Annotated in this window: 25 protein-coding genes; 10 read left to right on the top strand and 15 right to left on the bottom strand. The window is 67.1% G+C overall.

What is annotated here, in order from left to right; genetic code table 11:
* Positions 1–53 precede the first annotated feature (53 nt).
* Genes ORI27_RS26360 through ORI27_RS26345 form a run of 4 tightly spaced genes read left to right on the top strand, consistent with a single transcriptional unit; the run spans position 54 to position 3,355 of the window.
* On the top strand, positions 54–1,121 hold the full coding sequence (locus ORI27_RS26360) for an NAD-dependent epimerase/dehydratase family protein (protein WP_266000051.1): 1,068 nt from the start codon (positions 54–56) through the stop codon (positions 1,119–1,121).
* Entirely contained in the window at positions 1,118–1,891 is a 774-nt protein-coding gene (locus ORI27_RS26355; RefSeq protein ID WP_266000050.1) for an SDR family NAD(P)-dependent oxidoreductase, read from the top strand. The genes ORI27_RS26360 and ORI27_RS26355 overlap by 4 nt, the downstream gene beginning before the upstream one ends.
* A 5-nt stretch (positions 1,892–1,896) precedes the next feature.
* Positions 1,897–3,066, top strand: coding sequence for an AI-2E family transporter (locus ORI27_RS26350; protein ID WP_266000092.1), 1,170 nt, complete (start codon positions 1,897–1,899; stop codon positions 3,064–3,066).
* A 43-nt stretch (positions 3,067–3,109) separates the two neighbouring features.
* On the top strand, positions 3,110–3,355 hold the full coding sequence (locus tag ORI27_RS26345) for a hypothetical protein (RefSeq protein ID WP_266000049.1): 246 nt from the start codon (positions 3,110–3,112) through the stop codon (positions 3,353–3,355).
* A 12-nt stretch (positions 3,356–3,367) separates the two neighbouring features.
* On the opposite strand, the gene ORI27_RS26340 is transcribed toward ORI27_RS26345, so the two are convergent.
* Genes ORI27_RS26340 through ORI27_RS26330 form a run of 3 tightly spaced genes read right to left on the bottom strand, consistent with a single transcriptional unit; the run spans position 3,368 to position 5,678 of the window.
* Positions 3,368–4,186, bottom strand: coding sequence for an LLM class F420-dependent oxidoreductase (locus ORI27_RS26340; RefSeq protein WP_266000048.1), 819 nt, complete (start codon positions 4,184–4,186; stop codon positions 3,368–3,370).
* 28 nt (positions 4,187–4,214) lie between these two features.
* The gene (locus ORI27_RS26335) at positions 4,215–5,027 is read right to left on the bottom strand and encodes a dienelactone hydrolase family protein (protein ID WP_266000047.1); all 813 of its coding nucleotides are present in this window, start codon (positions 5,025–5,027) and stop codon (positions 4,215–4,217) included.
* A 9-nt stretch (positions 5,028–5,036) separates the two neighbouring features.
* Positions 5,037–5,678: a DUF4245 domain-containing protein gene (locus tag ORI27_RS26330; protein ID WP_266000046.1), complete on the bottom strand. Its 642-nt coding sequence runs from the start codon at positions 5,676–5,678 to the stop codon at positions 5,037–5,039.
* Between the two features lie 360 nt (positions 5,679–6,038).
* Here ORI27_RS26330 and ORI27_RS26325 point away from each other — a divergent pair, with 360 nt between their 5' ends.
* The 4 genes from ORI27_RS26325 to ORI27_RS26310 all read left to right on the top strand — a co-directional run bounded on the left by ORI27_RS26325 (position 6,039) and on the right by ORI27_RS26310 (position 10,400).
* On the top strand, positions 6,039–6,485 hold the full coding sequence (locus ORI27_RS26325; RefSeq protein WP_266074027.1) for a hypothetical protein: 447 nt from the start codon (positions 6,039–6,041) through the stop codon (positions 6,483–6,485).
* Positions 6,486–6,611: 126 nt separating this feature from the next.
* Complete coding sequence (gene glpX, locus ORI27_RS26320) at positions 6,612–7,643, top strand: class II fructose-bisphosphatase (protein ID WP_266000043.1); 1,032 nt, start codon at positions 6,612–6,614, stop codon at positions 7,641–7,643.
* 36 nt (positions 7,644–7,679) lie between these two features.
* Positions 7,680–9,095: a class II fumarate hydratase gene (locus tag ORI27_RS26315; RefSeq protein ID WP_266000042.1), complete on the top strand. Its 1,416-nt coding sequence runs from the start codon at positions 7,680–7,682 to the stop codon at positions 9,093–9,095.
* 6 nt (positions 9,096–9,101) lie between these two features.
* Positions 9,102–10,400: an MFS transporter gene (locus tag ORI27_RS26310; protein WP_266000041.1), complete on the top strand. Its 1,299-nt coding sequence runs from the start codon at positions 9,102–9,104 to the stop codon at positions 10,398–10,400.
* Between the two features lie 164 nt (positions 10,401–10,564).
* On the opposite strand, the gene ORI27_RS26305 is transcribed toward ORI27_RS26310, so the two are convergent.
* The 7 genes from ORI27_RS26305 to ORI27_RS26275 form a co-directional block, all read right to left on the bottom strand.
* Complete coding sequence (locus ORI27_RS26305; RefSeq protein WP_266000040.1) at positions 10,565–11,770, bottom strand: cation:proton antiporter; 1,206 nt, start codon at positions 11,768–11,770, stop codon at positions 10,565–10,567.
* A gap of 12 nt (positions 11,771–11,782) precedes the next feature.
* On the bottom strand, positions 11,783–12,676 hold the full coding sequence (locus tag ORI27_RS26300) for a polysaccharide deacetylase family protein (protein WP_266000038.1): 894 nt from the start codon (positions 12,674–12,676) through the stop codon (positions 11,783–11,785).
* 65 nt (positions 12,677–12,741) lie between these two features.
* On the bottom strand, positions 12,742–13,311 hold the full coding sequence (locus ORI27_RS26295; RefSeq protein WP_266000037.1) for a TetR family transcriptional regulator: 570 nt from the start codon (positions 13,309–13,311) through the stop codon (positions 12,742–12,744).
* A gap of 107 nt (positions 13,312–13,418) precedes the next feature.
* On the bottom strand, positions 13,419–14,717 hold the full coding sequence (locus ORI27_RS26290) for a PhoH family protein (protein ID WP_407666436.1): 1,299 nt from the start codon (positions 14,715–14,717) through the stop codon (positions 13,419–13,421).
* A 209-nt stretch (positions 14,718–14,926) separates the two neighbouring features.
* Positions 14,927–15,751, bottom strand: a complete 825-nt coding sequence (locus ORI27_RS26285) for an acyl-ACP desaturase (protein ID WP_266000035.1) — start codon at positions 15,749–15,751, stop codon at positions 14,927–14,929.
* 62 nt (positions 15,752–15,813) lie between these two features.
* Entirely contained in the window at positions 15,814–17,292 is a 1,479-nt protein-coding gene (locus tag ORI27_RS26280) for a glycine hydroxymethyltransferase (protein ID WP_266000034.1), read from the bottom strand.
* Positions 17,293–17,317: 25 nt separating this feature from the next.
* Positions 17,318–18,535, bottom strand: coding sequence for a DUF885 domain-containing protein (locus ORI27_RS26275; RefSeq protein ID WP_266000033.1), 1,218 nt, complete (start codon positions 18,533–18,535; stop codon positions 17,318–17,320).
* Positions 18,536–18,565: 30 nt separating this feature from the next.
* On the opposite strand from ORI27_RS26275, the gene coaA reads away from it, so the two are divergent.
* Positions 18,566–19,504 carry a type I pantothenate kinase gene (gene coaA, locus ORI27_RS26270; protein WP_266000032.1) on the top strand — a complete coding sequence of 313 codons (939 nt, stop codon included), beginning with the start codon at positions 18,566–18,568 and terminating at the stop codon, positions 19,502–19,504.
* Here coaA and ORI27_RS26265 read toward each other — a convergent pair whose 3' ends face one another.
* From ORI27_RS26265 to ORI27_RS26245, 5 genes are all read right to left on the bottom strand, one after another.
* The gene (locus ORI27_RS26265) at positions 19,505–19,927 is read right to left on the bottom strand and encodes a hypothetical protein (RefSeq protein WP_266000031.1); all 423 of its coding nucleotides are present in this window, start codon (positions 19,925–19,927) and stop codon (positions 19,505–19,507) included. It lies immediately after the preceding gene.
* Positions 19,928–19,969: 42 nt separating this feature from the next.
* The gene (locus ORI27_RS26260; RefSeq protein WP_266000030.1) at positions 19,970–20,374 is read right to left on the bottom strand and encodes a hypothetical protein; all 405 of its coding nucleotides are present in this window, start codon (positions 20,372–20,374) and stop codon (positions 19,970–19,972) included.
* A 109-nt stretch (positions 20,375–20,483) separates the two neighbouring features.
* On the bottom strand, positions 20,484–20,897 hold the full coding sequence (locus tag ORI27_RS26255) for a hypothetical protein (protein ID WP_266000029.1): 414 nt from the start codon (positions 20,895–20,897) through the stop codon (positions 20,484–20,486).
* 246 nt (positions 20,898–21,143) lie between these two features.
* A complete protein-coding gene (locus ORI27_RS26250; RefSeq protein ID WP_266000028.1) occupies positions 21,144–22,514 on the bottom strand; it encodes a hypothetical protein in 1,371 nt (456 codons plus the stop codon).
* Between the two features lie 31 nt (positions 22,515–22,545).
* A complete protein-coding gene (locus ORI27_RS26245; RefSeq protein ID WP_266000026.1) occupies positions 22,546–23,340 on the bottom strand; it encodes a (2Z,6E)-farnesyl diphosphate synthase in 795 nt (264 codons plus the stop codon).
* 55 nt (positions 23,341–23,395) lie between these two features.
* Between ORI27_RS26245 and trhA the strand changes: the two genes are divergently transcribed.
* Entirely contained in the window at positions 23,396–24,139 is a 744-nt protein-coding gene (gene trhA / locus ORI27_RS26240) for a PAQR family membrane homeostasis protein TrhA (protein ID WP_266000025.1), read from the top strand.
* Positions 24,140–24,307: the final 168 nt, after the last annotated feature.

Here is a 24,307-nt window from a genome sequence, read left to right as displayed (position 1 = left end):
CCCCACCCGTGCTTGACTGGAACGCGTTCTCGACACGCTGAGGAAGGAACTCGATGTCCGACGCTGTGCTGGTAACCGGCGCATTCGGGTTGGTGGGAAGCGCCACGGTCAGGCATTTGGCGGCCGCTGGCCGTCATGTGATCGCCACCGACCTGGACACCTCGGCGACCCGGAAGGCCGCCGAAGAACTACCGTCCGGTGTGGAGGTGCGGTGGACCGATCTGACCGACCCGACCGCCGTCGAGGCGCTACTGACCGATGTCTCCCCCACCGCGGTCATCCACCTGGCCGCGGTGATCCCCCCGCTGTGCTACGCCAAGCCCGGGCTGGCCTACAAGGTCAATGTGGGAGCAACCGCAAACCTGGTGAAAGCAGCTGAGGCCCAACCTAAGCCGCCCCGGCTGGTGCAGGCGTCGAGCATCGCCGTCTACGGGCCGCGCAACCCGCACCGGGTCACCGACGTGCTCACCGCACAGACACCGGTCAATCCATACGACAATTACGGCAAGCACAAGGTTGAGGCCGAGGGGATCGTGCGGGCCTCGACGCTGGACTGGGTGATCCTGCGGTTGGGCGGGGTGCTGACCACCCAACCCAACCTGGGTATGGATCCCAACTTGATCTTCTTCGAAGGCGTGCTGCCCACCGACGGGCGGCTGCAGACCGTCGACGTTCGCGATGTGGCATCCGCCTTCGCCGCGGCCACCACCGCGGACGCGCTGGGCCAGACTCTGTTGATCGGCGGTGACGACAGCCACCGGCTGCGGCAGGGCGATATCGGGCAGTCCACCGCCGCGGCGATGGGTCTGGTGGGGGCGCTGCCCGCCGGGCGCAAAGGCGACCCGAACGACGACGGCGGCTGGTTCGCCACCGACTGGATGGATTCGGCGACCGCCCAGCAGCTCCTCAAACACCAGCACTATTCCTGGCCGGACATGCTGGCCGAGACGGCGAACAGGGTCGGCTGGAAGCGCTACCTGTTCCGGGTTATCGCACCGCTGGCCCGCGAGTACCTCAAGCGCCAGTCCCCGTATCACGGCCAGCCGCCCGGCTACGGCAATCCGTGGGAGGCGGTGCGGCGCAAGTGGGGTGCTCCGGAGAACGACGGGAGGGTGTCATGAGCGATCAGGTGGCGGTGATCGTCGGGGGCGCCTCGGGCATCGGCTGGGCGACGGCCCAGACGCTTGCGGCGCAAGGCGCGCGGGTCACGATCGCCGATCGCAACACCGAGTTGGCCCGCGAGCGCGCCGCCGAGCTGGGCGACCCGCATACCTGGGCCGCGGTGGAGGTCACCGACGAGGCCACGGTGGCAGCGCTTTTCGATGATGTGGTGGCTCGCGAAGGTGGGCTGCACGTGGTGGTGAACTGCGCCGGGTTCAGCGGTTTCGGCCTCATCACCGAACTCGACGCCGAGCAGTTCCGCTCGGTCGTCGACGTCTGCCTCAACGGGGCATTCCTGGTGATCAAGCACGCCGGCCGACATCTCGGTGACGGCGGCGCATTGGTGTCCCTGACATCCCTGAACGCCCGCCAGCCGGCGATCGGGATGAGCGCATACTGCGCGGCCAAGGCCGGATTGTCGATGCTGACCCAGGTGGCCGCGCTGGAGTTGGGCCCACACGGCATCCGGGTCAACGCCGTCGCGCCGGGCTTCGTGCACACCCCGCTGACGGAGGGGGCGGCGATGGTGCCCGGTGTCGTCGACGAGTACGTCGAGAACACCGCGCTGGGCCGTCCGGGCACGCCGCAAGACATCGCCGACGCGGTGGCGTTCCTGTGTTCTCCGCAGTCATCATGGCTCACCGGCGAGATCCTCGACCTCAACGGCGGTGCACATCTGAAGCGTTACCCCAACATCGCCGAACACCTGACCCGGCTGATGAATCAGTGACTTCGGTGAACACCGAGTTCACCCCGACCCAAAAGCGCGCGCTGGCGATCCTCACCGTCGTCGCCGTGGCGCTCGGCGCCTACTTTCTGCGGCACTATTTCATCCTGGTGGTGATCGCGGCCATCGTCGCCTATCTCTTCACCCCCCTGTACAACCGGTGCCGGCGAAGGTTCGGGACCGGGCTGTCGGCGACGCTGACGGTGCTGGCCGCCCTGGCTACCGTCATCATCCCGCTCAGCGGATTGATAACTATTGCGGTACTTCAGGTTTCGCACATGTTGGCCAATGTCTCCGAGTGGACGCAGACCGCGGACCTGTCCACGCTCGGCGACAAGGCACTGGGGATGGTCAACGAACTCCTGGCCAAACTGCCGTTCGGCCACTTCACCGTCAGCGCCGATTCACTGCGGACCACGATGGTCAACGTCGCCCAAGACGTCGGCCAATGGCTGCTGCGCTCACTTCGAGGTGCCGCCGGCGGGGTGATCGGCGCGATCACCTCGGCGATCATCTTCATCTACGTCTTCGTCTCGCTGCTCACCAACCAACAGCAGGTACTGCTGTTGATCCGACGGTTGAACCCACTCGGCGAAGAGGTCACCGATCTCTACCTGACCAAGATGGGCGCCATGGTGCGGGGAACCGTCACGGGACAGTTCATCATCGCTCTGGTCCAAGGCATCTCGGGTGCGGTCTCGATCTACATCGGCGGCTTTCACGACGGGTTCTTCATCTTCTGCATCATCCTGACCGCACTGTCGATCATCCCGCTGGGCAGCGGCGTCCTTACCATCCCGTTCGGCATCGGGATGATGTTCTTCGGCAATATCCCCGGTGGACTGTTCGTGGTGCTGTTCCACATCATCGCCGTCACCAACATCGACAACATCCTGCGACCCATCCTGGTGCCGCGCGAGGCCCGGCTGGACCCGGCGCTGATGCTGCTGGCGGTGTTCTCCGGGATCGCGATGTTCGGCTTCTGGGGAATCGTGCTGGGCCCGGTGCTCATGATCGTCATCGTCACGACCATCTCGGTGTATCTAGCTGTGTACCGGGGAGTGGAGATGACGTCGGCCGAACCGCCCGAGACTCGCCGCCGGTTGTTCCGGCGGCGAATCAAGCAGGAGGCGCAGACTACCGCGGTCGCCGCAGACGGCGAGCCCGCCGAGGATTAGTCGACCTGGCGGTACCAGGAGATGACGACCATCACCATGGCGGGTGCAGGCGCTGTTCGACGCGCACAAGCACAAGACCATCACCACGCTGCGCGCCGATGGGCCGCCACGGATCTCCGGCATCGAGGTGACCTTCGACGACGGTTCGATCACCGACGGCCCCGACGGCGACCTCTTCCGTGCCGATATCACCGAGGTCGTGCTCACCCATCTCAACGATGCCGCCACGCTGCTGGTCATCGAATGGTGGACAGCTGCCCAGGGGTTGCGCACCGTCGAGCGAGAATAGGCGCATGGCCTCCTAGGACGTCTTCGCGTCCCGCCAGGCCACTAGTTTGTCGACAAAGCTCAGGTCGTATTTGCCATCCACGGCCCGAATCTCGGTGTGGAACAGCGTGGCCCCGGCGGCCAGGTAAGCGTCCGCGGACTGTGGGTCGGTCCATAATGTCGACCGCTCGATATCGGAGTCCGCCCGGCCGAACCCGGCAGCCAGTTCCCCGACACGGGCGCTGGCCTCGCGGTAGGAGTCGATCGGCAGGAAGGTGTGCCAGATATCGGCATGGCGCGCCACGGCCGGCAGGGTCCGCTTTGGACCGGAACCCCCGATGAGAATCGGGATCTTCCGCAGCGGCGCCGGCCGCAGCATCTCGAATCGGCGCTCGATGCGCAGCAAGCCCTCATCGAACAGATCCGCGCGTGACTTCACCGTTCCGAAGTCGAAACCATAAGTGGTGTAATCCTTTTCATACCAGCCAGCGCCGACGCCCAAAATGGCCCGGCCACCACTGATGTGGTCGACGGTGCGCGCCATGTCCGCGAGCAGGTCCGGATTGCGGTATCCGATGCCGGCGACCAGCAGACCGATCTGGGCGCGGGTGGTGATCTCGCCCCACGACGCCAACGCGGTCCAGCCCTCGAAATTGTTCACATCCGGCTGAACATCGGCCAGCACCGGCTTGGCGTCGACGATGGTCTCGATCATTGGTGCGTGGAAGTGGTCGTAGCCGAAGATGACGTCCACCCCGATTTCCTCGGCATGCAGGACAGCCTGCCGCCAGGTGGCGTAGTCGGGTGTGTCAGCGGGCTGGATCTGGACGGCGACGCGCACGGGATAGCTCACCCACGCGACAAGCGCGGCCCACCGCGATTTATTCCGGGCTCAGCCGGTCTTTGAGGAACTGGACAACCCGCTTGCGCGCTTCATAGGCCGGCTGGTTCTCGACCTCGCGCACCTCCAGCGTCAGCACCGAATGGGCCATCCGGCCGAATCCGTCGGGGTTGCCCTTCGAGGAATCGAGCTCGATGACCTCGAAGGCATCCCCGAGCCGATCCTTGAGCGTCTTGAACCGCTGCGCCGGCGCCATCGGGTCGCCGCTGAACCGCAGGCCCAACGCACACAGCCCGTCTTCGGCGGCCCGCTTCTCGATGACCTTCATCTCCCCCTCGGACAACCCGGGGTCGCGCTTCTGCTTGGCGGTCAGTGCGATCGGCACCGACGGCTGGCTGAGCACCGGGGCGAGCACGCTGTCGTCGACGGCGGCCGCCAGCGCGAAGCCGCCGGAGAAGCACTGCCCGATCACCCCGACACCTTTGGCACCGGTCTTGTCTTTCAGGTCGCGCGCCAGCGCTCGCAGGTAGTGCGACACCGGCCGCTCCTTGTTGGTCGCGAACGCCGCGAACTCCTTGGCCACACACCCGCGCGCCAGGGTGACCATCGCACCGGGGGTCATCGCGGGCGCCCCCGGCGTGCCGTACAGCGACGGGATCGCGACGGTGAAGCCGTTGTCCACCAGATAGTTGCCCAACGCCAGCACCCCGGGATGCACCCCGGGCATCTCCGGGATCAGGACCACGCCGGGCCCCTCGCCCTTGCGGTACACGTCATGGGTGAAGCCGGCCGCCGTGAACGGCTCGCACACCCATCCCGTGAGGTCGGCTTCGGGTGCTTCGGATCCCGGCATCGAGGTCTCCTATCGGCGCGGCGGCAGCGGTTGTTGGGTCTGGGTGCCAGCGGCGAGGGCACGGAAGTCGGCGCTGCTTCCCGCGCCGGTGACGGCCACCTGTGCGGGCCCGGCCGAGCTCTCCAGCCGGGTGGTCCACACCGGTTCGGTGCCCTCGCCACCCTCGTAGACGATCCACTTCACGCCGTCGACGTCCTGGGTGCCGGTGGGATACATCGACGGGTGGATCGAGCCGACCAGCGCCTGCTCATCGGCGTTGCTCTGAGTCAGGCTCACATACATCCTGGACGGGGTGATGTAGCCGACGGTCGAAGTGACGGCGCGCTGGCGTTGCCCGTTCGGGTCGGTGCGGCCGCCATCGATCCCGCCTCGGCCGCCGGAGTTGGCCTGCCAGCCGGCGGGCAGCTGCGGCAGCCGGATCGGAATGCCCAGCGTCTCGGCGTCGGCCTTGAGCGCGGCGGCAGCGTCATATTCCGGGACCGTGCCCTCCCGCGGACCGCTGGTGCCCACCGAGCACATCCCCAGCAGCCCGGCCAGCACGATGCACGCGAGCAGCAGCGGAGCCAGCGACCAGAACATGTCGCGACCGTCCTGGAGCAGCCGGGGTTTCGGCTCCTTGGGCGGTACACCCGTCTCCGGCGGTGTCGTCACGATTGCCAGTATCCCAGGCCTGCACATCGGCCCGGCTTCTGGGACGGCCACGACGTCGCGAGCGGAATCGGTCCCAAGTCATTACCTGCCCGGCAGGTCAGTATGTGATGGCGGTCAGCTCACCCCGCGCAGACGTCATGAGATGCCGTGCCACGGCATAGAAGCGGGTGTGAGGATGGGTCGACCGTTGGCGAATTTCCGTTTCCCCGGTGTTGGAGCAGCGGGAGTGGCGCTGGTTGGAGCCGCCGCGATATGGGTGGCGCCGGCTGAATCGGCCATCATAGGCACCGAAAGCTCCGGCGGTCCGGTTGGCTTCGGTGACAGCACCACTGAGTCCGGCGCCGTCCGGCCACAGGTTGCATGATCGTGGTGGATCAGACGTGCGCACAGGGTTCGACGGCGGCGCTCATCGGCACCACACACGATGTCACCCCGATCGCGTTGGCAACCGTGGTCACCGCGAATCGCTGCGGGCTGATCTGCAACGGTGCTGACGGCGGCCCCGGCGAAAACGGCCAAGGTGGCGGCCTGCTCTTCGGCAACGGAGGAAATGGCGGGGCTGGGGCATCTGACGGCCAACCCGGCGGCACGGGCGGATTCCTCGGTAGGGCCGGGCACCCAGGCGCTCCCGGTCAGCAACAGACCGGCGGAAACAGCAGTCAAAGCGGAAACTCCGCGACCGCCAACGCCGCCATCACATCCGCACGCGGCGGTTCGCCAACCACGTCGGGCGCCAGCAGCAAAGCCTCGCGTGGCCGCAGCGGTCGGAGCGCGAGCAACTCCAGTGACGGCGGCGGCGCCGGATAGCTGATCCTCCCGCGACGGGGGCATGTCGCCGGCGACATCAGGCAGGGCCGCAGCTGGCTGGGCGCCATCGCGCGAGCGAGTATCCCAGGTCTGGACTGCCGACCGGCTTCTGGGACAATCTCAGCCATGCCAGACGCCCGCCGCCGTGAAGCGCCCGATCGTAACCTCGCCCTGGAACTGGTTCGGGTCACCGAAGCAGGCGCCATGGCCGCCGGCCGCTGGGTCGGCCGAGGCGATAAGGAAGGCGGCGACGGGGCAGCCGTCGACGCCATGCGTGAACTGGTCAATTCGGTATCGATGCGCGGTGTCGTGGTCATCGGCGAGGGCGAGAAGGACAACGCCCCGATGCTCTACAACGGCGAAGAGGTCGGCAACGGCGACGGGCCGGACTGCGACTTCGCGGTCGACCCGGTGGACGGCACCACCCTGATGAGTAAGGGCATGCCCAACGCCATCTCGGTGCTGGCGGTGGCCGAGCGGGGCGCGATGTTCGACCCGTCGGCGGTGTTCTACATGAACAAGATCGCCGCCGGACCCGACGTCGCCGACTTCATCGACATCACCTCGCCGATCGCGGCCAACATCCAGCGCATCGCCAAGGTGCGGAAGGCCTCGGTGTCCGACATCACGGTCTGCATCCTGGACCGACCGCGGCACGCCAAGCTGATGGAGGAAGTGCGTGACGCCGGCGCCCGGATCCGGCTGATCTCCGATGGCGACGTCGCCGGTGCGATCTCGGCCTGCCGACCCGACTCCGGCACTGATCTGCTCGCCGGTATCGGCGGCACACCCGAAGGCATCATCACCGCCGCCGCCATCCGCTGCATGGGCGGGGCGATTCAGGCACAGCTCGCGCCCACCGACGACGCCGAGCGTCAGAAGGCCGTCGACCGCGGCCATGACCTGGACCGGGTACTGACCACCGAGGACCTGGTCTCCGGCGAGAACGTCTTCTTCTGCGCGACCGGCGTCACCGACGGCGACCTGCTCAAGGGTGTGCGCTTCTTCGGTGGCGGTTGCACCACACAGTCGATAGTGATGCGCTCGAAGTCCGGCACCGTCCGGATGATCGACGCGTACCACCGGCTTTCGAAGCTCAACGAGTACTCCGCGGTGGATTTCACCGGGGACAAGACCGCCGCATATCCACTTCCGTAACCGACACCTGTAGTAACCGAACAACTAAGGGAGCACATGAGCACCGACAGTGTGGTCGAGGGCGAGTACCGCATCGAGCACGACACCATGGGCGAGGTCCGGGTTCCGATCAACGCCCTGTGGCGAGCCCAGACCCAGCGTGCCGTCGAGAATTTTCCGATCTCGTTCCGCGGGCTCGAGCGCACCCAGATCCGCGCGCTGGGCCTGCTGAAGGCGGCCTGCGCACAGGTGAACAAGGACCTCGGCAAGCTGGCCGCGGACAAGGCCGACGCCATCATCGCGGCGGCGGGTGAGATCGCCGACGGGTTGCACGACGATCAGTTCCCCATCGACGTGTTCCAGACCGGTTCGGGCACCAGCTCCAATATGAACGCCAACGAGGTGATCGCCTCGATCTGCGCGGCCAACGGCGTGACGGTGCACCCCAACGACGACGTGAACATGTCGCAGTCCTCCAACGACACCTTCCCCACCGCCACCCACATCGCGGCGACGGAAGCCGCAGTGCGCCATCTGATTCCGGCACTCGAGGTGCTGCACGAGTCGCTGGCCGGCAAGGCCCGGCAGTGGCGCACCGTCGTCAAGAGCGGTCGCACCCACCTGATGGATGCCGTGCCCGTAACCCTGGGCCAGGAGTTCGGCGGGTACGCCCGCCAGATCGAGGCCGGCATCGAACGGGTGAAGGCCACCCTGCCCCGCCTCGGTGAGCTCGCGATCGGCGGCACTGCGGTGGGCACCGGGCTCAACGCTCCCGACGGGTTCGGCGCCAAGGTTGTCGACGTGCTCGTGGAGCAGACCGGCCTGGCCGAATTGCGCACGGCGAAGGACTCTTTCGAGGCTCAGGCGGCGCGCGACGGGCTGGTCGAGGCCTCCGGCGCACTGAAGACCATCGCGGCATCGCTGACCAAGATCGCCAATGACATCCGGTGGATGGGCTCGGGCCCACTGACCGGGCTGGGCGAGCTTGCGCTGCCCGACCTGCAGCCGGGCAGCTCGATCATGCCGGGCAAGGTCAACCCCGTCATCCCCGAGGCCGTCACCCAGGTGGCCGCCCAAGTCATCGGCAACGACGCGGCCGTCACGGTGGGCGGCCTGTCGGGCGCGTTCGAGCTGAACGTGTACATCCCGATGATGGCGCGCAACCTGCTGGAATCCTTCACGCTGCTGTCCAACGTGTCGAAGTTGTTCGCCGCCAAGTGCATCGACGGCCTGATCGCCAACGAAGAGCACCTACGCCAGCTGGCCGAGTCCTCCCCGTCCATCGTGACCCCACTGAACTCGGCGATCGGCTACGAAGAGGCCGCCAAGGTCGCCAAGCAGGCCCTCAAGGAGAAGAAGACGATCCGGCAGACGGTCATCGACCGCGGGCTGATCGGCGACAAGCTCTCCGAGGCGGAACTCGACAAGCGCCTGGACGTGCTGGCGATGGCGAAAGTCAAAGACAGCGACTAACGGCCGATGACGCCGCGCCGGGCCGCACTGGCCAGCTTCGTCGGGACGACAGTCGAGTTCTACGACTTCCTGATCTACGGCACCGCTGCCGCACTGGTATTCCCGAAGCTGTTCTTCCCCAGCGCGTCCCCGGCGACCGGCGTCCTACTGTCGTTCGCCACGTTCGGGGTCGGGTTTGTCGCCCGGCCACTGGGCGGCATCGTGTTCGGCCACTTCGGCGACCGGGTCGGCCGCAAGCGGATGCTGGTGTATTCGCTTCTGTTGATGGGCATTTCGACGGTCGCGATGGGTCTGCTACCCACCTATGCCCAGCTCGGGATGGCCGCCCCGATCCTACTGACCCTGCTGCGGCTGCTACAGGGCTTCGCCGTGGGCGGCGAGTGGGGCGGGGCCACTCTGATGGCCGTCGAGCACGCGCCAGCCGAGCGCAAGGGCTTTTACGGCGCGTTCCCGCAGATGGGTGCGCCGGCCGGCACCGCGGTCGCCACGTGCGCCTTCTACGTCGTATCGCGACTGCCGGATTCCCAGTTCCTGTCCTGGGGTTGGCGAATCCCGTTCCTGGCCAGCGCAATCCTCATCGCGATCGGACTGGCGATCCGGCTTTCATTGACCGAGAGTCCGGATTTCGCCGCGCTGCAACAACGTTCAGCAGTCCAGCGGCTGCCCATCGCCGAGGCTTTCCGCCGGCATTGGCGCCAGATCCTGCTGGTCGCCGGCGCCTATCTGTCCCAAGGGGTGTTCGCCTACATCTGTGTGGCGTACCTGGTGTCTTACGGCACCACCGTCGCGAAGATCGACCGGACCGACGCCCTTCTCGGGGTATTTGTGGCCGCGATCGTGGCGGTGTTCGTCTATCCCCTCTTTGGCGCGTTGTCCGACCGGCTGGGCCGCAAGCCGGTGTTCGTCAGTGGTGTGGTGGCGATGGGGCTGGCCGTGTTTCCGACTTTCGCGTTGATCAACACCGGTCGGCCCGGGCTGTTCATGGCCGCGCTGGTCCTCATCTTCGGCCTGGCGATGGCGCCGGCCGCGGGGGTGACGGCCTCGCTGTTCAGCCTGGTGTTCGACGCCGACGTCCGCTATAGCGCGGTGTCCGTGGGCTACACGCTGTCCCAGGTGGTCGGTTCGGCCTTCGCGCCGACCATCGCGGTCGCGCTATATAAGGCCACCGGTACCAGCAACTCGATCGCAGCGTATCTCATTGCTGTGTCTGTCATTTCGGTGCTGGCGGCGGCATTGCTGCCTGGGCCATGGACCCGTAGCGACCGATCCCCAGCGGCGCCCCCAGTCAGCCCCCGTACCGTCTAGGGTCGCGCGAGCGCCGGCGCCCAGTTGTCGGCCGAGCTTGCCGCGGCGCACACCCCAGAGGCCATACTCGAACTGCTCATGCTGGCGGGTACCTACCGCACCGTGAGCTATCTGGTGAAATCACTACGCCTGCCCGGCGAGCCCGGCGCGGCACGTTTCGCGGACTACCCTGGTGAAGGTGCAAGACGTTCGTAGCGGGCGATGCCCAACGGCGCGGTGAGGCTGTGCAGGACCAGGCTCAGCGTCACCGCGATCACGCCGGCCTGCGTGAGCAGCTCGGCATGCTGGATGTCCCCGCGGGCTATCACCAGTAGACCCAGCACCACGGTGCCGATCCCCCTGGGCCCGAACCAGCCGATGAACAACCGGCTGTAGGCGGGCAGATCGGTGCGGATCAACGCCACCAACACCGCGACCATGCGCACCCCGAACAGCGCCACGACACAGAACAGCAGCACCCGCCAGGTGATGTGCTGCCAGGCGTCGATCACCGCGAACGCACCGAACATCGCGAACACCAACAACTCCAGCAGCTGCGCGGTGGCGTCGGAGACCTGGGTCGACAGCTGGGTCTTCCCGCGATGCGCCACCACCGCGAATGCCAGACCGCCGGTGAATGCCGCGACGAACCCGCTGGCGTGCACGCGTTCGCCGAATTCGAAGCAGATGAGGGCGATGGCCAGCGTGGCCAGCTGCGCCCAGGTGTCGCTCATCCACGCGCGCTTTCGCGACCACGCGATCAGCAGCGCGCCCAGCAACCCGACCCCCGCGCCGATGATCAACGAGACGAATTCGGTGCGCACCACGAACCAGCCCCAGTCGCTGGGGTGTTGATCGGTTCGTGCCGATGCCAGCGCGAGCGCGCCCAACAGCACCGCCAGGGCAAACCCGTCGTAAAAGCCGCTTTCCACCGACAGGGCGTTGCGCACCCGGTCTGGAATCCGGTCGTCCTCGAGCAGCGCATCGATGAGCGCCACTTCGGTGGGTGCCACGATCGCGGCCAGACACACCGCCTCCCACCACGGCAACACCGGCAACAACACCACCGCGGTCAGGGTGCCCAGAGCGAAGGTCAGCGGTATCCCGATCACCAGCAGACGGACGGTGAGGTGCCCGCGCCGGAACACCGTGGTCGGGTCGAGTTTGGCCGCCTGGTTGAACAGGATCACGGTGAGCGCCAACTGCGCCAGGACCGTGTACCCGTCGGTGCCCGAACCTGCGGCGAGCAGATTGAAACCGAACGGCCCGAACACCATCCCGATCACGACGAAGATCAGCGCCGGCGCGACATACCACCGATTCACCAAGCCCGACACCACGGCGTAGCCCAGGACCAGCAGGGTCAGGACGAACGAGGTGGCGGTGTGCACCTAAGCGCCGGCCTAAGAACCGTTGTTGGAACCGCCGGAATTGGCCCCAGGGATGTCGGTGATCGGAATGTTCGGCATCGGCTTGGGGGACGGGGTCGCCGGCAGGGTCGGGATATCGGCGGCGGGGATGTCCTGCAGCAGGTTGACCGGCGGGCCGTTGTCGCGGGAGCCGTATACGCTGCCCGGCGAGCGCGGACCCAGCATCTGGCTGACGGTGACCAGGTGGTATCCGTTGGCCTTCAGCACCGGGATGAACTGCTCGACGAGATCCACCGTCGACGAGTAGGTGTCGTGGAACAACACCACCGAGCCGGGCTTGATCTGAGTCATCAGCATGTAGCGGGTCGCGGCGGTGTTCGAGTCGTTCATCCAGTCGAAGGGGATCACGTCCCACAGGATCGCGGCCAGCCCGTACTGGGCGGCGATCTTGTTGACGGCGTCGTCGGTGAGCCCGCCGGCCGGCCGCCACAGCGTCGGGGTCTGCCCGGTGGCGGCCTTGATCGCGTCGTTGGCCTTGCCGAACTGAGCCGGTACGTCTTCGATCGGGATCGTCGTCATGTTCGGGTGTTCCCAGGTGTGGCTACCGATCTCCATGCCGGCGTCGGCCACCCGCTTGGCACCGGCGGGGTTGGCCGCCACCTTGTTCCCGATCTCGAAGAAGGTGGCCTTCGCGCCCGCGTCGTTGAGAATGCCCAGCAGCCGGTCGGTGTAGGGCGTGGGCCCGTCGTCGAAGGTCAGCGCGACGCACTTGACCACCGAACAGTCCACGGCGTCGGCTGCTTCTGCTTCGGAGGCCACCTTGACGTGCCCGGTGAAACCGCCGATGACGACGACGGCCACACCCGCGAAGACGCCGATCGCGGTCCGCAGATAGGACCAGGACAGGTTGTCTCCTCGGCGCGGCACCCGGGTGAGTTTACCGGCCGTAGCTGGCCGGCCCCCGGAACGAAGGCCCCACCGGGCGCGATCACCTATCGTGGCGGCGCGATGAGCCGGCGCGCTGCCTCGACGGCCGCCGCACGCCGCGACGCGATGACGTCCGGATCCCCGTTGGCCGCATCGGGATGAGGTCCGTTGACCCAGCCGAGCGCGATACCGAAGAGCAGGGTGAGCAGGTCGAGCGGCTGCCACATCGGGTCGACGTGACCGCTGGCCTGAGCGGCTTCGATGGCGGCGATATGTCCTGCCAGAACCGGCTCACCATCGGCTTGAGGTTCGTCGAGTGCGACACCCTCCAGGAGCGCCCAGCGGATCATCCGATGGTGTTCGGGGTGGGCCTGTACCAGATCGAAGACCGCACCCACGAACTCGGGAATCGCGTCCGGCGCCATGGTGACCGCGCGGAAGAACTCGGCGTTTCCGGCCGCCACCACCTCGCGGAACAGCGTCTCCTTGTCACCGAAGTGGGCGTAGAGGCGCTCCTTACTGGCGTGGGCGGAGCGGGCGACACGATCGATTCGAGCGCCGGCCAGCCCATGTTGGGCGAACTCATGCCTGGCGGCAGCCAAGATCTCTTGGCGAAGCTCGGTGGCCGTCCTCACCGAGCGATCATATGCAGACGAACTGGTTTGTCTTCGCTCGTCATGGCGCTCCCAGCGATTTCGGCGCGTTTACCGCCGCTGAGCGGCGGTAAACGCGCCGAAATCGCTCACGGGAGGGCGCCGGGGCTGATCTCCTCCAGCATCTCGGTGACCAGGGCGGCGATCGGCGAGCGCTCGCTGCGCATCAGCGTGATATGCGCGAACAGCGGGTGCCCCTTGAGCTTCTCGATGACCGCGGCCACCCCGTCGTGACGGCCGACCCGCAGATTGTCGCGCTGCGCGACGTCATGGGTCAGCACCACCCGCGACCCACTGCCCAGCCGGGAGAGCACGGTGAGCAGGACATTGCGCTCCAACGACTGGGCCTCGTCGACGATCACGAACGAATCGTGCAACGAGCGGCCACGAATATGGGTCAGCGGCAGCACCTCGAGCATCCCCCGGGAGAGGACCTCCTCCAGCACGGCCGGCGAGGCCAGCCCTTCGAGGGTGTCGAAGACGGCCTGCGCCCACGGGCCCATCTTGTCGCTCTCGCTACCCGGCAGGTAACCCAGTTCCTGCCCGCCGACGGCGTACAGCGGCCGGAACACCACGACTTTGCGCTGGGTGCGCCGCTCGAGGACCGCTTCCAGACCCGCGCACAGCGCCAACGCCGACTTGCCGGTGCCCGCCTTGCCGCCCAACGACACGATGCCCACCGACTCGTCGAGAAGCAGATCGAGTGCGACTCGCTGCTCGGCTGAGCGGCCCCGCAGACCGAACACCTCGCGGTCGCCGCGCACCAGTTGCACCTTCTTGTCGGCATTCACCCGGCCCAGCGCGCTCGAGTTGGCACCGAGCAGCCGAACACCGGTGTGGCATGGCAGATTACGGGCGTCTTCGAGGTCGATCTCCCCCTCGGCGAACATCGCGTCGATGTCCTCGCCGGCGACATCGAGCTCGGTCATGCCGGTCCAGCCGGAGGTGATCACATCCTGGGCGTGGTACTCGTCGGCCGACAGACCCACCGCCCCGGCCTTCACCCGCAGTGGAATGTCCTTGCTGACCAACGTGACTCGCTTGCCCTCGGCGGCCAGGTTGGCGGCGACGGTCAGGATCCGCGCGTCATTGCTCTCGGTGCGGAACCCGGCCGGCAGCACCGTCGGGTCGCTGTGGTTCAGTTCGACATGCAGTGTCCCGCCCTGCGTCCCAACAGGAATGGGCTGATCGAGACGACCGTATTCCAGACGAAGGTCGTCGAACAGCCGCAGCGCCTGCCGGGCAAACCAGCCCAGTTCGTGGTGGTGGCGTTTAGCTTCCAGTTCACTGATCACCACGAGCGGTACCACCACTTCGTGTTCGGCGAACCGGGTGCACGCCCACGGATCGGACAGCAGGACAGAGGTGTCGAGCACATACGTCCGAATGGGCGACTGCGAATCGGTCACTGGGCGCTCCTCAGGCTCACGCGGTCCCCGCGAACCCCTCGGCGGACACTGCGGCACCAGGACCGGGACCGGTCCTGTCGTGGTCGAAACGATAGGTGCCGCCCGGACAGCAGAGCATGTCGCTAGCCATCGAGAGCGACGCTACTCCGGTCGCCGCCTGCGCGCCGATCAGGCGCGCCGCCGTGTTGTCAGCGAACGAACTTCTTCAGCACCGATTCGCCGTCGAGGCCCCATGCCCTGATGCGGTCGGAGACCGCCTGGCGGGATGCGTCGAGGTCAAAGATGCCGGCCTGCGCGACGTTGTGCAGCTTCTCGGTGTACTCGACGATGTCGCCGCCGACCAGTCCGAACCCGCCGGCGCGGCGGGCAACCGCGGCGATCGTCGAGTCACGATGAGTCTGCAGGCAGTGCGCGACGAGGTGAGCGAAGAACGCTTCGTGCCGCTCCTCGTCCGCGGCGATCCGGCCGACCAGAGCCTTGAGCACCGGTTCGTCGATCTTGGCCTCGAGATTGCGCAGGAAGACCGCGTGCGCGCGCTCATAGAGCGCCATGAACACCAGGGTCTCGATCTGGGTGTACTCGTCGGCCCGGTAGCCGCGCATCACGTGCGCGACGCGGACATCCTCGTTGGCCGTCGGATCGAAGTTGCGGGTGACGACCAGATAGTTGCGGATCGCGATGGCGTGCAGGTTCTCCTCGGCGGTCCAGCGGCCCATCCAGCGGCCCCACTTGTCCTCCAGGAGGAAGTGTTCGACCAGTTCGCGGTGATACCCGGCGAGGTTGTCCTTGGTGATCAGGATGATTTCCAGGGCGTCGACCACGTCGGAGGGCAGGGTCACCTGGGAGGCGTCCCAGTCCCTGCCGCCGAGGAAGGCGAAGTTCTCGCCCTGGTCGAACGGGACATAGTCGTGGCCGTACCATTCGTCGGCCGTTTCCAGATAGCGGGCCAGATTGTCGGCGACAACCGGCTCGAGCTCGAGCGTCAGCGCGTTTGCGACAGGTTTCTGTGCCATGCAGTAACTGTAACCCAACGACACGGATGTCCAGAAATTCGGCCCATCCGGCGTTTCGCCGGTTACAGCGTCAGGCCCGGATACAGCGGGTTGGCCGCCAGCAGCTCGGCGGAGGCGGCGTGGACCCGGTCGGCGGTGCCGTCGGCCAGCTTGTACTTGGCTTTGGAAGGCCCAGCGGTGCCCGCTTCAGCTGTTGTGTTGGTGAGCACGTCGACCACCAGCTCGGCGACCCGGTCGAACTCGGCCGGCCCGAACCCGCGGGTGGTCAGCGCCGGGGTGCCGAATCTGATGCCGCTGGAGTACCAGGCGCCGTTGGGGTCGTTCGGGATCGAGTTGCGGTTGGTGACCACACCCGCGTCCAGCAGCGCGGACTCGGCCTGGCGGCCGGTCAGCCCGAAGGTCTGCACGTCGAGCAGCACAAGGTGGTTGTCGGTGCCGCCGGTGACCAGCCGGGCCCCGCGCTTGAGCAGGCCCTCGGCGAAGGCCTTGGCGTTGTCGGTGATCCGCTGCGCGTAGGCCTGGAACGACGGCTGCCGGGCCTCGGCCAGCGCGACAGCCTTGGCGGCCATCACGTGGGACAGCGGGCCGCCGAGCACCATCGGGCAGCCCTTGTCGACGGCGGGCGCGTACTCCTCGGTGGCCAACACCAGTCCGCCGCGCGGACCGCGCAGCGATTTGTGCGTGGTCGTGGTGGTGACGTGGGCATGCGGTACCGGATCCTCGTCACCGGTGAACACCTTGCCGGCCACCAGACCGGCGAAGTGCGCCATGTCGACCATCAGGGTGGCCCCGACTTCGTCGGCGATCTCGCGCATCGTGGCGAAGTTGACCCGCCGCGGGTACGCCGAATAGCCGGCGACCAGGATCAGCGGCTTGAACTCGCGCGCGGCGGCCCGGACGGCGTCGTAGTCGATCAGCCCGGTTTCCGGGTGCGTGCCGTAGCTGCGCTGGTGGAACATCTTTCCGGAGATATTGGGCCGGAAGCCGTGGGTGAGGTGACCACCGGCGTCCAACGACATACCCAGCAAGCGCTGGCTGCCCAACCGGGCGCGCAGCCGCTCCCACTCGGCCTCGGAGAGGTCGTTGACTCCCTTGACTCCGGCGTCGACCAGAGCGGGCGACTCGACCCGGGTGGCCAGGATGGCCCAGAACGCGACCAGATTGGCATCGATGCCCGAGTGCGGCTGGGCGTAGGCGTAGGGGGCGCCGAACAGCTCACGCGCGTGCTCGGCGGCCACGCTCTCGACGGTGTCGACGTTCTGGCAGCCCGCATAGAAGCGGTGCCCAATGGTCCCCTCGGCGTACTTGTCGGACAGCCAGGTGCCCATGGTCAGCAGCACCGCCGGCGAGGCATAATTCTCGCTGGCGATCAGCTTGAGCGAATCCCGTTGATCGGCAAGCTCTTTGCGGGTGGCCGCGGCGATCCGCGGCTCGACGGACTCGATGACTTCGAGGGCGGCGCGGTAGGCCGCGCTGGCGGTGGCGGCGTAGTCCGCGCCCGCAGCGGGCACGTGCGGCGAAATCGTCGAGTCTGCGGTCATGGGTTCAGCCTATCCGGCGCCCCTTTCAGGCCGCTTCGGCCCGCAGCGACGACGGGATCAGTGGTTCGTCGAGCAGCCGGCCGAACCGCTCGGTCAGGCCAACCCCGGCCGGCCGGTCGTCGAGCCACCCGCGCAGCAGGCGATACCCCTCGACATAGGTGCTGGTGTAGGCCCGCCACAGTGGCGAGGACAAGAACCGCAACATCTGCCGTGCCCGGGTGTCGTCGACCAGCAGCCAGCGTTGGAGGAAGGCCGCGACCTCGTCGACGTCGCGGTGCTCGTCGTGCAGCATCAGCGCCGCATCCTGGCGCACGTCGGCGAGCGCAGCCGTGGCCTCCGACAACGCTTCGGCGCGCTCGCCGTCGAACCGCAATCCCAGATCGGCGTAGATCTCGCCGGCCCAGCGCCCCCAGCCCGGTCCGACCGCGGCGTGCAACGCCAGATCGGCCAACCCCTCGGCCATCAGGCATTGCGGGGTGTTGACCAGGAAGATGGTCTGCTCCTGCTGGTCCTGGCCGGCCACCAGACCGGCCTCCTTGCGGCAGTGTTCGGTGTGATGGCCCGGGTAGGACTCGTGGGCCACCAGCCGCGGCAGGTTGGCCATCTGCTGTTTGAGGTCGGCATTGACCGCGACCGTCGACCGGTAGTTGCCCTCGTAGTAGTTGAAGCCCGACCACGGTTTGTCGGTGACCACCTCGTAGACGATGGTCTCGGCATCGGGCAGCGGGTATGTCGCGCGCACCGTGTCGCGCAGCGCGCTGGAGAACGCGTGCATGCACTCCTCCAACCGGGCCGGCGGGATCTCGTCGGCCCGGCGGTGGGCCTCCATCCGCTCGGCCAGGGGCCCGCTACCGCCGAGCACCTCGTCGATCCTGGCGTGGGCGGCGCGGTAGCGCTCCTGGTCGCCACGGCTGATCTCGACGTCGAAATAGTTGCGCACCTCGTCGACGAAACCGACCTGCTCCCCGGCGAACTTGCGGGCCGAGAACGCCAGGGCACGAAGGTGCGCGCCAATGAAGTCGGCACGCTGGTCGGTGAAGCCGCCCTCCCGCGGAACGTGCGGAAGCTCGGCGAGCAGGCGATCGGCCTGCCGGGCCAGTTCGGCGGGTTCGGGAGCGGGTTCATCGGCGACGGCGCGGCGCAGTTCGGGATCTCCGGTGAAGGAGTCGACGTAGCCCTCCTCGATGCGGTCGAAGCGCAATCCGAGGGTCAAGTAGTCGCGGATGAGGGTGCCGGGCTGCATGTCAACCAAGCTAACTGCAAGACTGAGAGCATGGCGCGGCTGAGTGAACCCAGCCCTTACGTCGAGTTCGACCGGAGTCAATGGCGTTCACTGCGCATGTCGATCCCGTTGAAGCTGACGGAGGACGAGCTGGTTGGGCTGCGCGGCCTGGGCGAGCAGATCGACCTGCTCGAGGTGGAAGAGGTCTACCTGCCGCTGGCCCGGTTGATCCACCTGCAGGTGGCCGCCCGCCAGCGGCTGTTCGCCGCGACCTCGGAGTTCCTCGGCGAGCCGCAGCAGAGTCCCGACCGGCCGGTGCCCTTCATCATCGGTGTCGCGGGCAGTGTGGCCGTGGGTAAATCCACCACCGCGCGCGTACTGCAGGCGCTGCTGGCCCGCTGGGAGCACCACCCGCGTGTCGACCTGGTTACCACCGACGGCTTCCTCTACCCGAACGCCGAGCTGTCTCGTCGAAACCTGATGCACCGCAAGGGTTTTCCCGAGAGCTACAACCGCCGCGCACTGATGCGGTTCGTCACGTCGGTGAAGTCGGGCGCCGATCAGGTCTGCGCCCCGGTCTACTCACACCTGATCTATGACATCGTGCCGGGCGAGAAACACGTCGTCACCCACCCGGACATCCTCATCCTCGAGGGGCTCAACGTCCTGCAGACAGGTCCGACCCTGATGGTGTCGGACCTGTTCGACTTCTCGGTGTACGTCGACGCCCGCATCGAGGACATCGAGCAGTGGTACATCAACCGGTTCCTGGCGATGCGGGCCGGGGCGTTCGCCAACCCTGCCTCACACTTCCACCACTACGCGGGACTGACCGATAGCGAGGCCGTCGCGGCCGCCCGCGATATCTGGCGGTCCATCAACCGGCCGAACCTGATCGAGAACATCTTGCCGACCCGCCCGCGCGCCACGCTGGTGCTGCGCAAGGACGCCGATCACGCCATCAACCGGCTGCGGCTGCGGAAGCTGTAACTAGTTGTTGGGCACACCGGTGAGCGGATTGAGCCGCAACACCGGCAGTGGGAACGAGAACTCCGCCTCGCTCGCGTCGGGATGGTCGTAAAGGCCCACGGTGTACACGCCCGCGGTGTACGCCGTCATCGGCAGGTGATGGGCGAACACCCGGAACTTCACCGGCACGCCGGGGTTGTCCGGCCACTGCCAGGCGAACTCCAGCAAGCCGACCCGCTCCCCCTCCGGCGACTTCGCGATGATGAACCGGCGCGGCTCGTAGTCGCTGCCGCCGGGCGTGTGTACGGCAAGAACGAGCGGCACAGTGATCTGCGCCGGGAGGCTCTCCACATAGCAACTCGTCATCGGAAAGCCTTCTGCGCTAACCCCACCGGCCTCTTCCAAGACCGCCTTGCGTGCGGCGGCGAACGCGACGACATGCATGGTCGCAACCTTAGCCACCGCCGCCCGCCGGGCGTGGACCGGTCATGCCTTCATGCGGCGCACCCCCAGATACTGCAGGTCGGCGAACACCAGGGTGTACACGCCGCCCGCCAGTGTGACGACCACACCCACGGTGGTCAGATCAATCGCCAGCACCACCAACACCGCTGCGGCGGTGAAGACCAGGTTGGCAATCGCGGTGGCGATACCCGCAGACCGCACCCGCGATAGTCCGGCCGCCAGGAACACCACGATCCCGTAGACGACGAAACCGGCTCCGACGGTGTATTCAGCGGCCTTCGGGAAACCGGTGAATCCCGACAGCGGTCCCGCGGCGGCCATCAGGGCGATACCGCACAGGCCCGACAAGACGGCATCGGCCCGCATGGCGAGTCGCAGCATCGCGTCCGACGACGTGGTTGCGGTGGTGGTCGACACAGTGGTCATGAGGAAATCCCTTCGTGGTTGGTTGGTGGAAGGCCTGACATCGAAGTGCCGGTGCGGGGCCGCACGCCGTAACCTCTTGCGGCGGCGCCCCACACCGGCGGGGCGGGAGTCACGCCAGACGGCGCACTCCGAGGTACTGCAGGACAGCGAACGTCGCGGCGTAGAGGCCGGTGGCCAGCGCGGCGCCGACGCCGAATGCGGTCAGCGGCAACACCCCTGCCACGGTGACGGCCAGCAGGCCGATCGTGCCCGCTGCGTTGAACATCGCCACAGCGATGCCGACCCGGCGAAGGTCGGGTGTGGCGGCCAGCGTGTAGACGACCAGGCCGCCGAGCACGAACGCGGCGCCGAGGATGTACCCCTGTGCCGCGGTCAGGCCGGTGAGCCGGGCCAGCGGATCGGCCGTGGCCGCGATCGCCAGCCCGAGCACGCCGGTGACGGTCGCGTCCAGGCGCATCGCGAAGCGCAGCAGTGAATCGGTGGAATCCGAAAACGGTTGGTGTCTGGTGATGATGGCGGTCATGTCACCGAGGCTGCTGAAAATCCACTGCCAGATCGACGCCTGACACTGCCAAACACTGCCAACCGCAGGTCACGACGATGCGGGCGAGGAACGAGCCCGAGGAGAAGTGACCTACACACCCAGGTCACGACGATGCGGGCGAGGAACGAGCCCGAGGAGAAGTGACCTACACACCCCGGTCACGACGATGCGGGCGAGGAACGAGCCCGAGGAGAAGTGGCCTACGCACCCAGGTCAGCCGAGTTGTCAGGGCTGCGAAACCACCATCCGGCCGCGCAGATCGGACGCGATCAACCGGGCCGCCGCGTTCTGCCAGTTGTGCAGCGAACGTTGCGGCACCTCCGTGACCAACCACTGCCAGGCCTGCCGGGCCACCGGATCCAGGCCGGCCGCGGTGGCATTCTGCGCATAGGCTCGCACCCCGACGACATAGGGGAAGTACAGCGAGTTGTAGTAGCGCCACTGCTCGGTGGTGCCGAATTCGCCGCCGTCGCGGGGCTTGAGCCGGGCGATGTGGTCGGCCAGCAGCGCCTTGAGTTCGTTGGCCCGCTCCACCGGCCGGTCGGCCGCCCCGCGCGCGGCCAATCGCTCGTCGATGACCGGCAACTGGGTCAGCGGACTGGCGACGAGCTTGGACAGATCACCGTAGTGACCCAGCGCGCGGCGGGTCAGCCTGGCGAAGGCCTCGTCATCGAGGGCGTCCAACGGGTTGATCGCGACGAGCGGCAGCGCGGCCTCGGCCCCGCGCAGCGCCGCCCGCTCGGCGCGCAGCCGCGGTGAGTGGGAGAAGGCCAGCCGGTCGAGCAGCCCGGCGAGCGGGTCGGCCAGCACGTTGATCGCGATCGCGACGGCCAGGCTGGTGAAGAGCAGCACCGTCAACGCGGTGCGCCCGGGCCCGTCCGCGCCGGTGACCGCCATCCCGATCAGCGACTGACCGCCGAATAGCACCGCCACCACCAGGGTTCCGGTGAACGACCGCAGCATGTCGGCACGCAGCGCCTGGCCCTCGTCGAAGGCGTCCCACAGCGCGACGGCCACACCGAGCAGCAACACGTCGAAACCGGTGGACGCCAACGCCAACCAGCTCGGCACCAAACCCAGCGGAATCACCAGGATCGCGTTACCCAGAGCGAAGAACAGCGTCGCGATGATCACCACGCCGATCACCCGGCCGGGCTGCGCGGCCCGGAGCACGGCGGCCACCATCGCCCCCAGCGTCGATACCGAGATCACCGTGAACATCACCCAGTGACCCGTCCGCAGCGGACCGTCGACACTGCCGGCCATCGCCGCGCCGACCAGCGTCAGCGCAGCGACCACGCCGATCAAGATCAATTCGGCGGCGCGGCTGCGCCAGGTGTCGACCGGCCGGGCCAGTTCGAGGACGACGCAGAACCAGGCAACCCCCGGCATCGCGACGAGGTAGATCTCGATCTGGCCGAGCAATTCGGCATGCGCGACACTCACCAGCCGCACGGTGTCCAACGCCACCACGGCCGCGAACCCGCACAGCCCGGTGGCGGCCAGTGCCAGCACCGGCTTGCGCGGGTCACGCGCCAGCAGATACAAACCCAGCCACCAGCTCAGCGTGAAGACCACCGCTGATAGCGCAGCCATGGCTCTAGTGTGGCATGGCCACACCAGCCGATTACATGCCGAATCGGCGGTGCCGGCGACTGTAGGCGCGCAACGCGCGAAGGAAGTCCACCCGCCGAAACGCCGGCCAGTGTGCTTCGGTGAACCACATTTCCGAATAGGCGCTCTGCCACAGCAGGAACCCGGAGAGCCGCTGCTCCCCCGAGGTTCGGATCACCAGGTCGGGATCGGGTTGGCCCGAGGTGTAGAGATTCTCCGAGATACCCTCGATCGTGACAGCCTCGACCAATTGCTCGGCGCTGGCGCCGTTGGCCAGTTGCTTACTCAGCAACGCCCGCACCGCGTCGACGATTTCTTGGCGGCCGCCGTAGCCGACCGCGACGTTGACGTGGAATGACGCCGGCGGCAGACCCGCGGTGCTGTCCACGGCGTCTCGCAGCCGGCGAGCCGGCTCCTCACCCAGCAACTCGAGATCACCGACGGTCCGCACGCTCCACCGGTTCGTCGGCGCGCAGATCTGTTCGACGACGTCGGTGATGATCTCGATCAGGCAGGACAACTCGTCCGGGTCGCGCTGAAGGTTCTCAGTGGACAACAAGTACACCGTGGCCATCTCGATGCCGGATTCGGCACACCAGCGCAGCATTTCGGCGATCTTGGCCGCACCCATCTTGTAGCCGTAAGCCACGTCATCGTGACCAGCGTCACGGGCCCAGCGCCGGTTGCCGTCGCACAGAACGGCGATATGGCGGGGTAGCTGGGACTTGGAGCGCGCCAGCTCCTGGCGCAGCCGCATCTCGTAGAGCCGGTAAGCCGGTTCTTTGAGGCGAGGCGGAATGATCTCCACGACAAACCAGACTACTGTGAGCCTCAGGTAGCCCCGGGCACGAATTGGAGGTGGCATGACCGCAGGAGTCGAGACTTCCGATCCCCGCCGGTCGCAGTCCCCGCACAACGAACACGCCGAAGATTTTCCCGAAGCGGTTGTCGACGCTGCCGCGCAGTTCCTCGGCAGGCCACGAGCGCGGGGCTGGATCCACGTCTATGCCGCGGTCATCGCCTTCATTGCCGGCGCCGCCCTCATCTCGGTGTCATGGGCGCTAGAAGGCACCCGCGCAGGACTCGCGACGTTCATCTACACGGTGACCATCGTGGCCATGTTCGCCGTCAGCGGCACCTATCACCGGGTGACCTGGAAGTCACCGGCGGCGCGCAAGTGGATGAAGCGCGCCGACCATTCGATGATCTTCATCTTCATCGCGGGCAGTTATACGCCGTTCGCGTTGTTGGCGTTGCCCGAGCGCAGCGGTATCGTCCTGCTGGCCATCGTGTGGGGCGGCGCGCTGGCCGGGGTTCTGCTCAAGCTGTTCTGGCCGTCGGCGCCGCGCTGGGTCGGGGTGCCGCTCTACCTGCTGCTGGGCTGGGTGGCGGCCTGGTTCATCGTCCCGATCATGAATGGCGCCGGTGTCGCGGCGCTGGTGCTGCTGATCGTCGGCGGCGCGTTGTATAGCGTCGGCGGCGTGCTCTACGCACTGAAATGGCCCAACCCGTGGCCGACGACGTTCGGCCACCACGAGTTCTTCCATGCCTGCACCGCGGTCGCGGCGATCTGCCACTACATCGCGATGTGGTTCGCCGTCTTCTGATCCCCGTATCCCCGCGAACAGACGCAAACGCCACCGACACGCCGGTGATTTGGAGTCCTTTGCGTCTCTCTCGAAAATTGGGTGACCCAAGCTGGGTGAGCGGTTGCTCGCTGGTGCTAGGCGGCGTTGGTGCGGGGTTCGAGAGTGACTTTGTACCCCAAGGTTTCC

Source organism: Mycobacterium pinniadriaticum (assembly GCF_026242045.1).
In the GTDB taxonomy this organism is placed as follows: Bacteria; Actinomycetota; Actinomycetes; order Mycobacteriales; family Mycobacteriaceae; genus Mycobacterium; species Mycobacterium pinniadriaticum.
The sequence above is the reverse complement of the archived record's forward strand: the minus strand, read 5'-3'. Positions and strand labels throughout refer to the sequence as shown.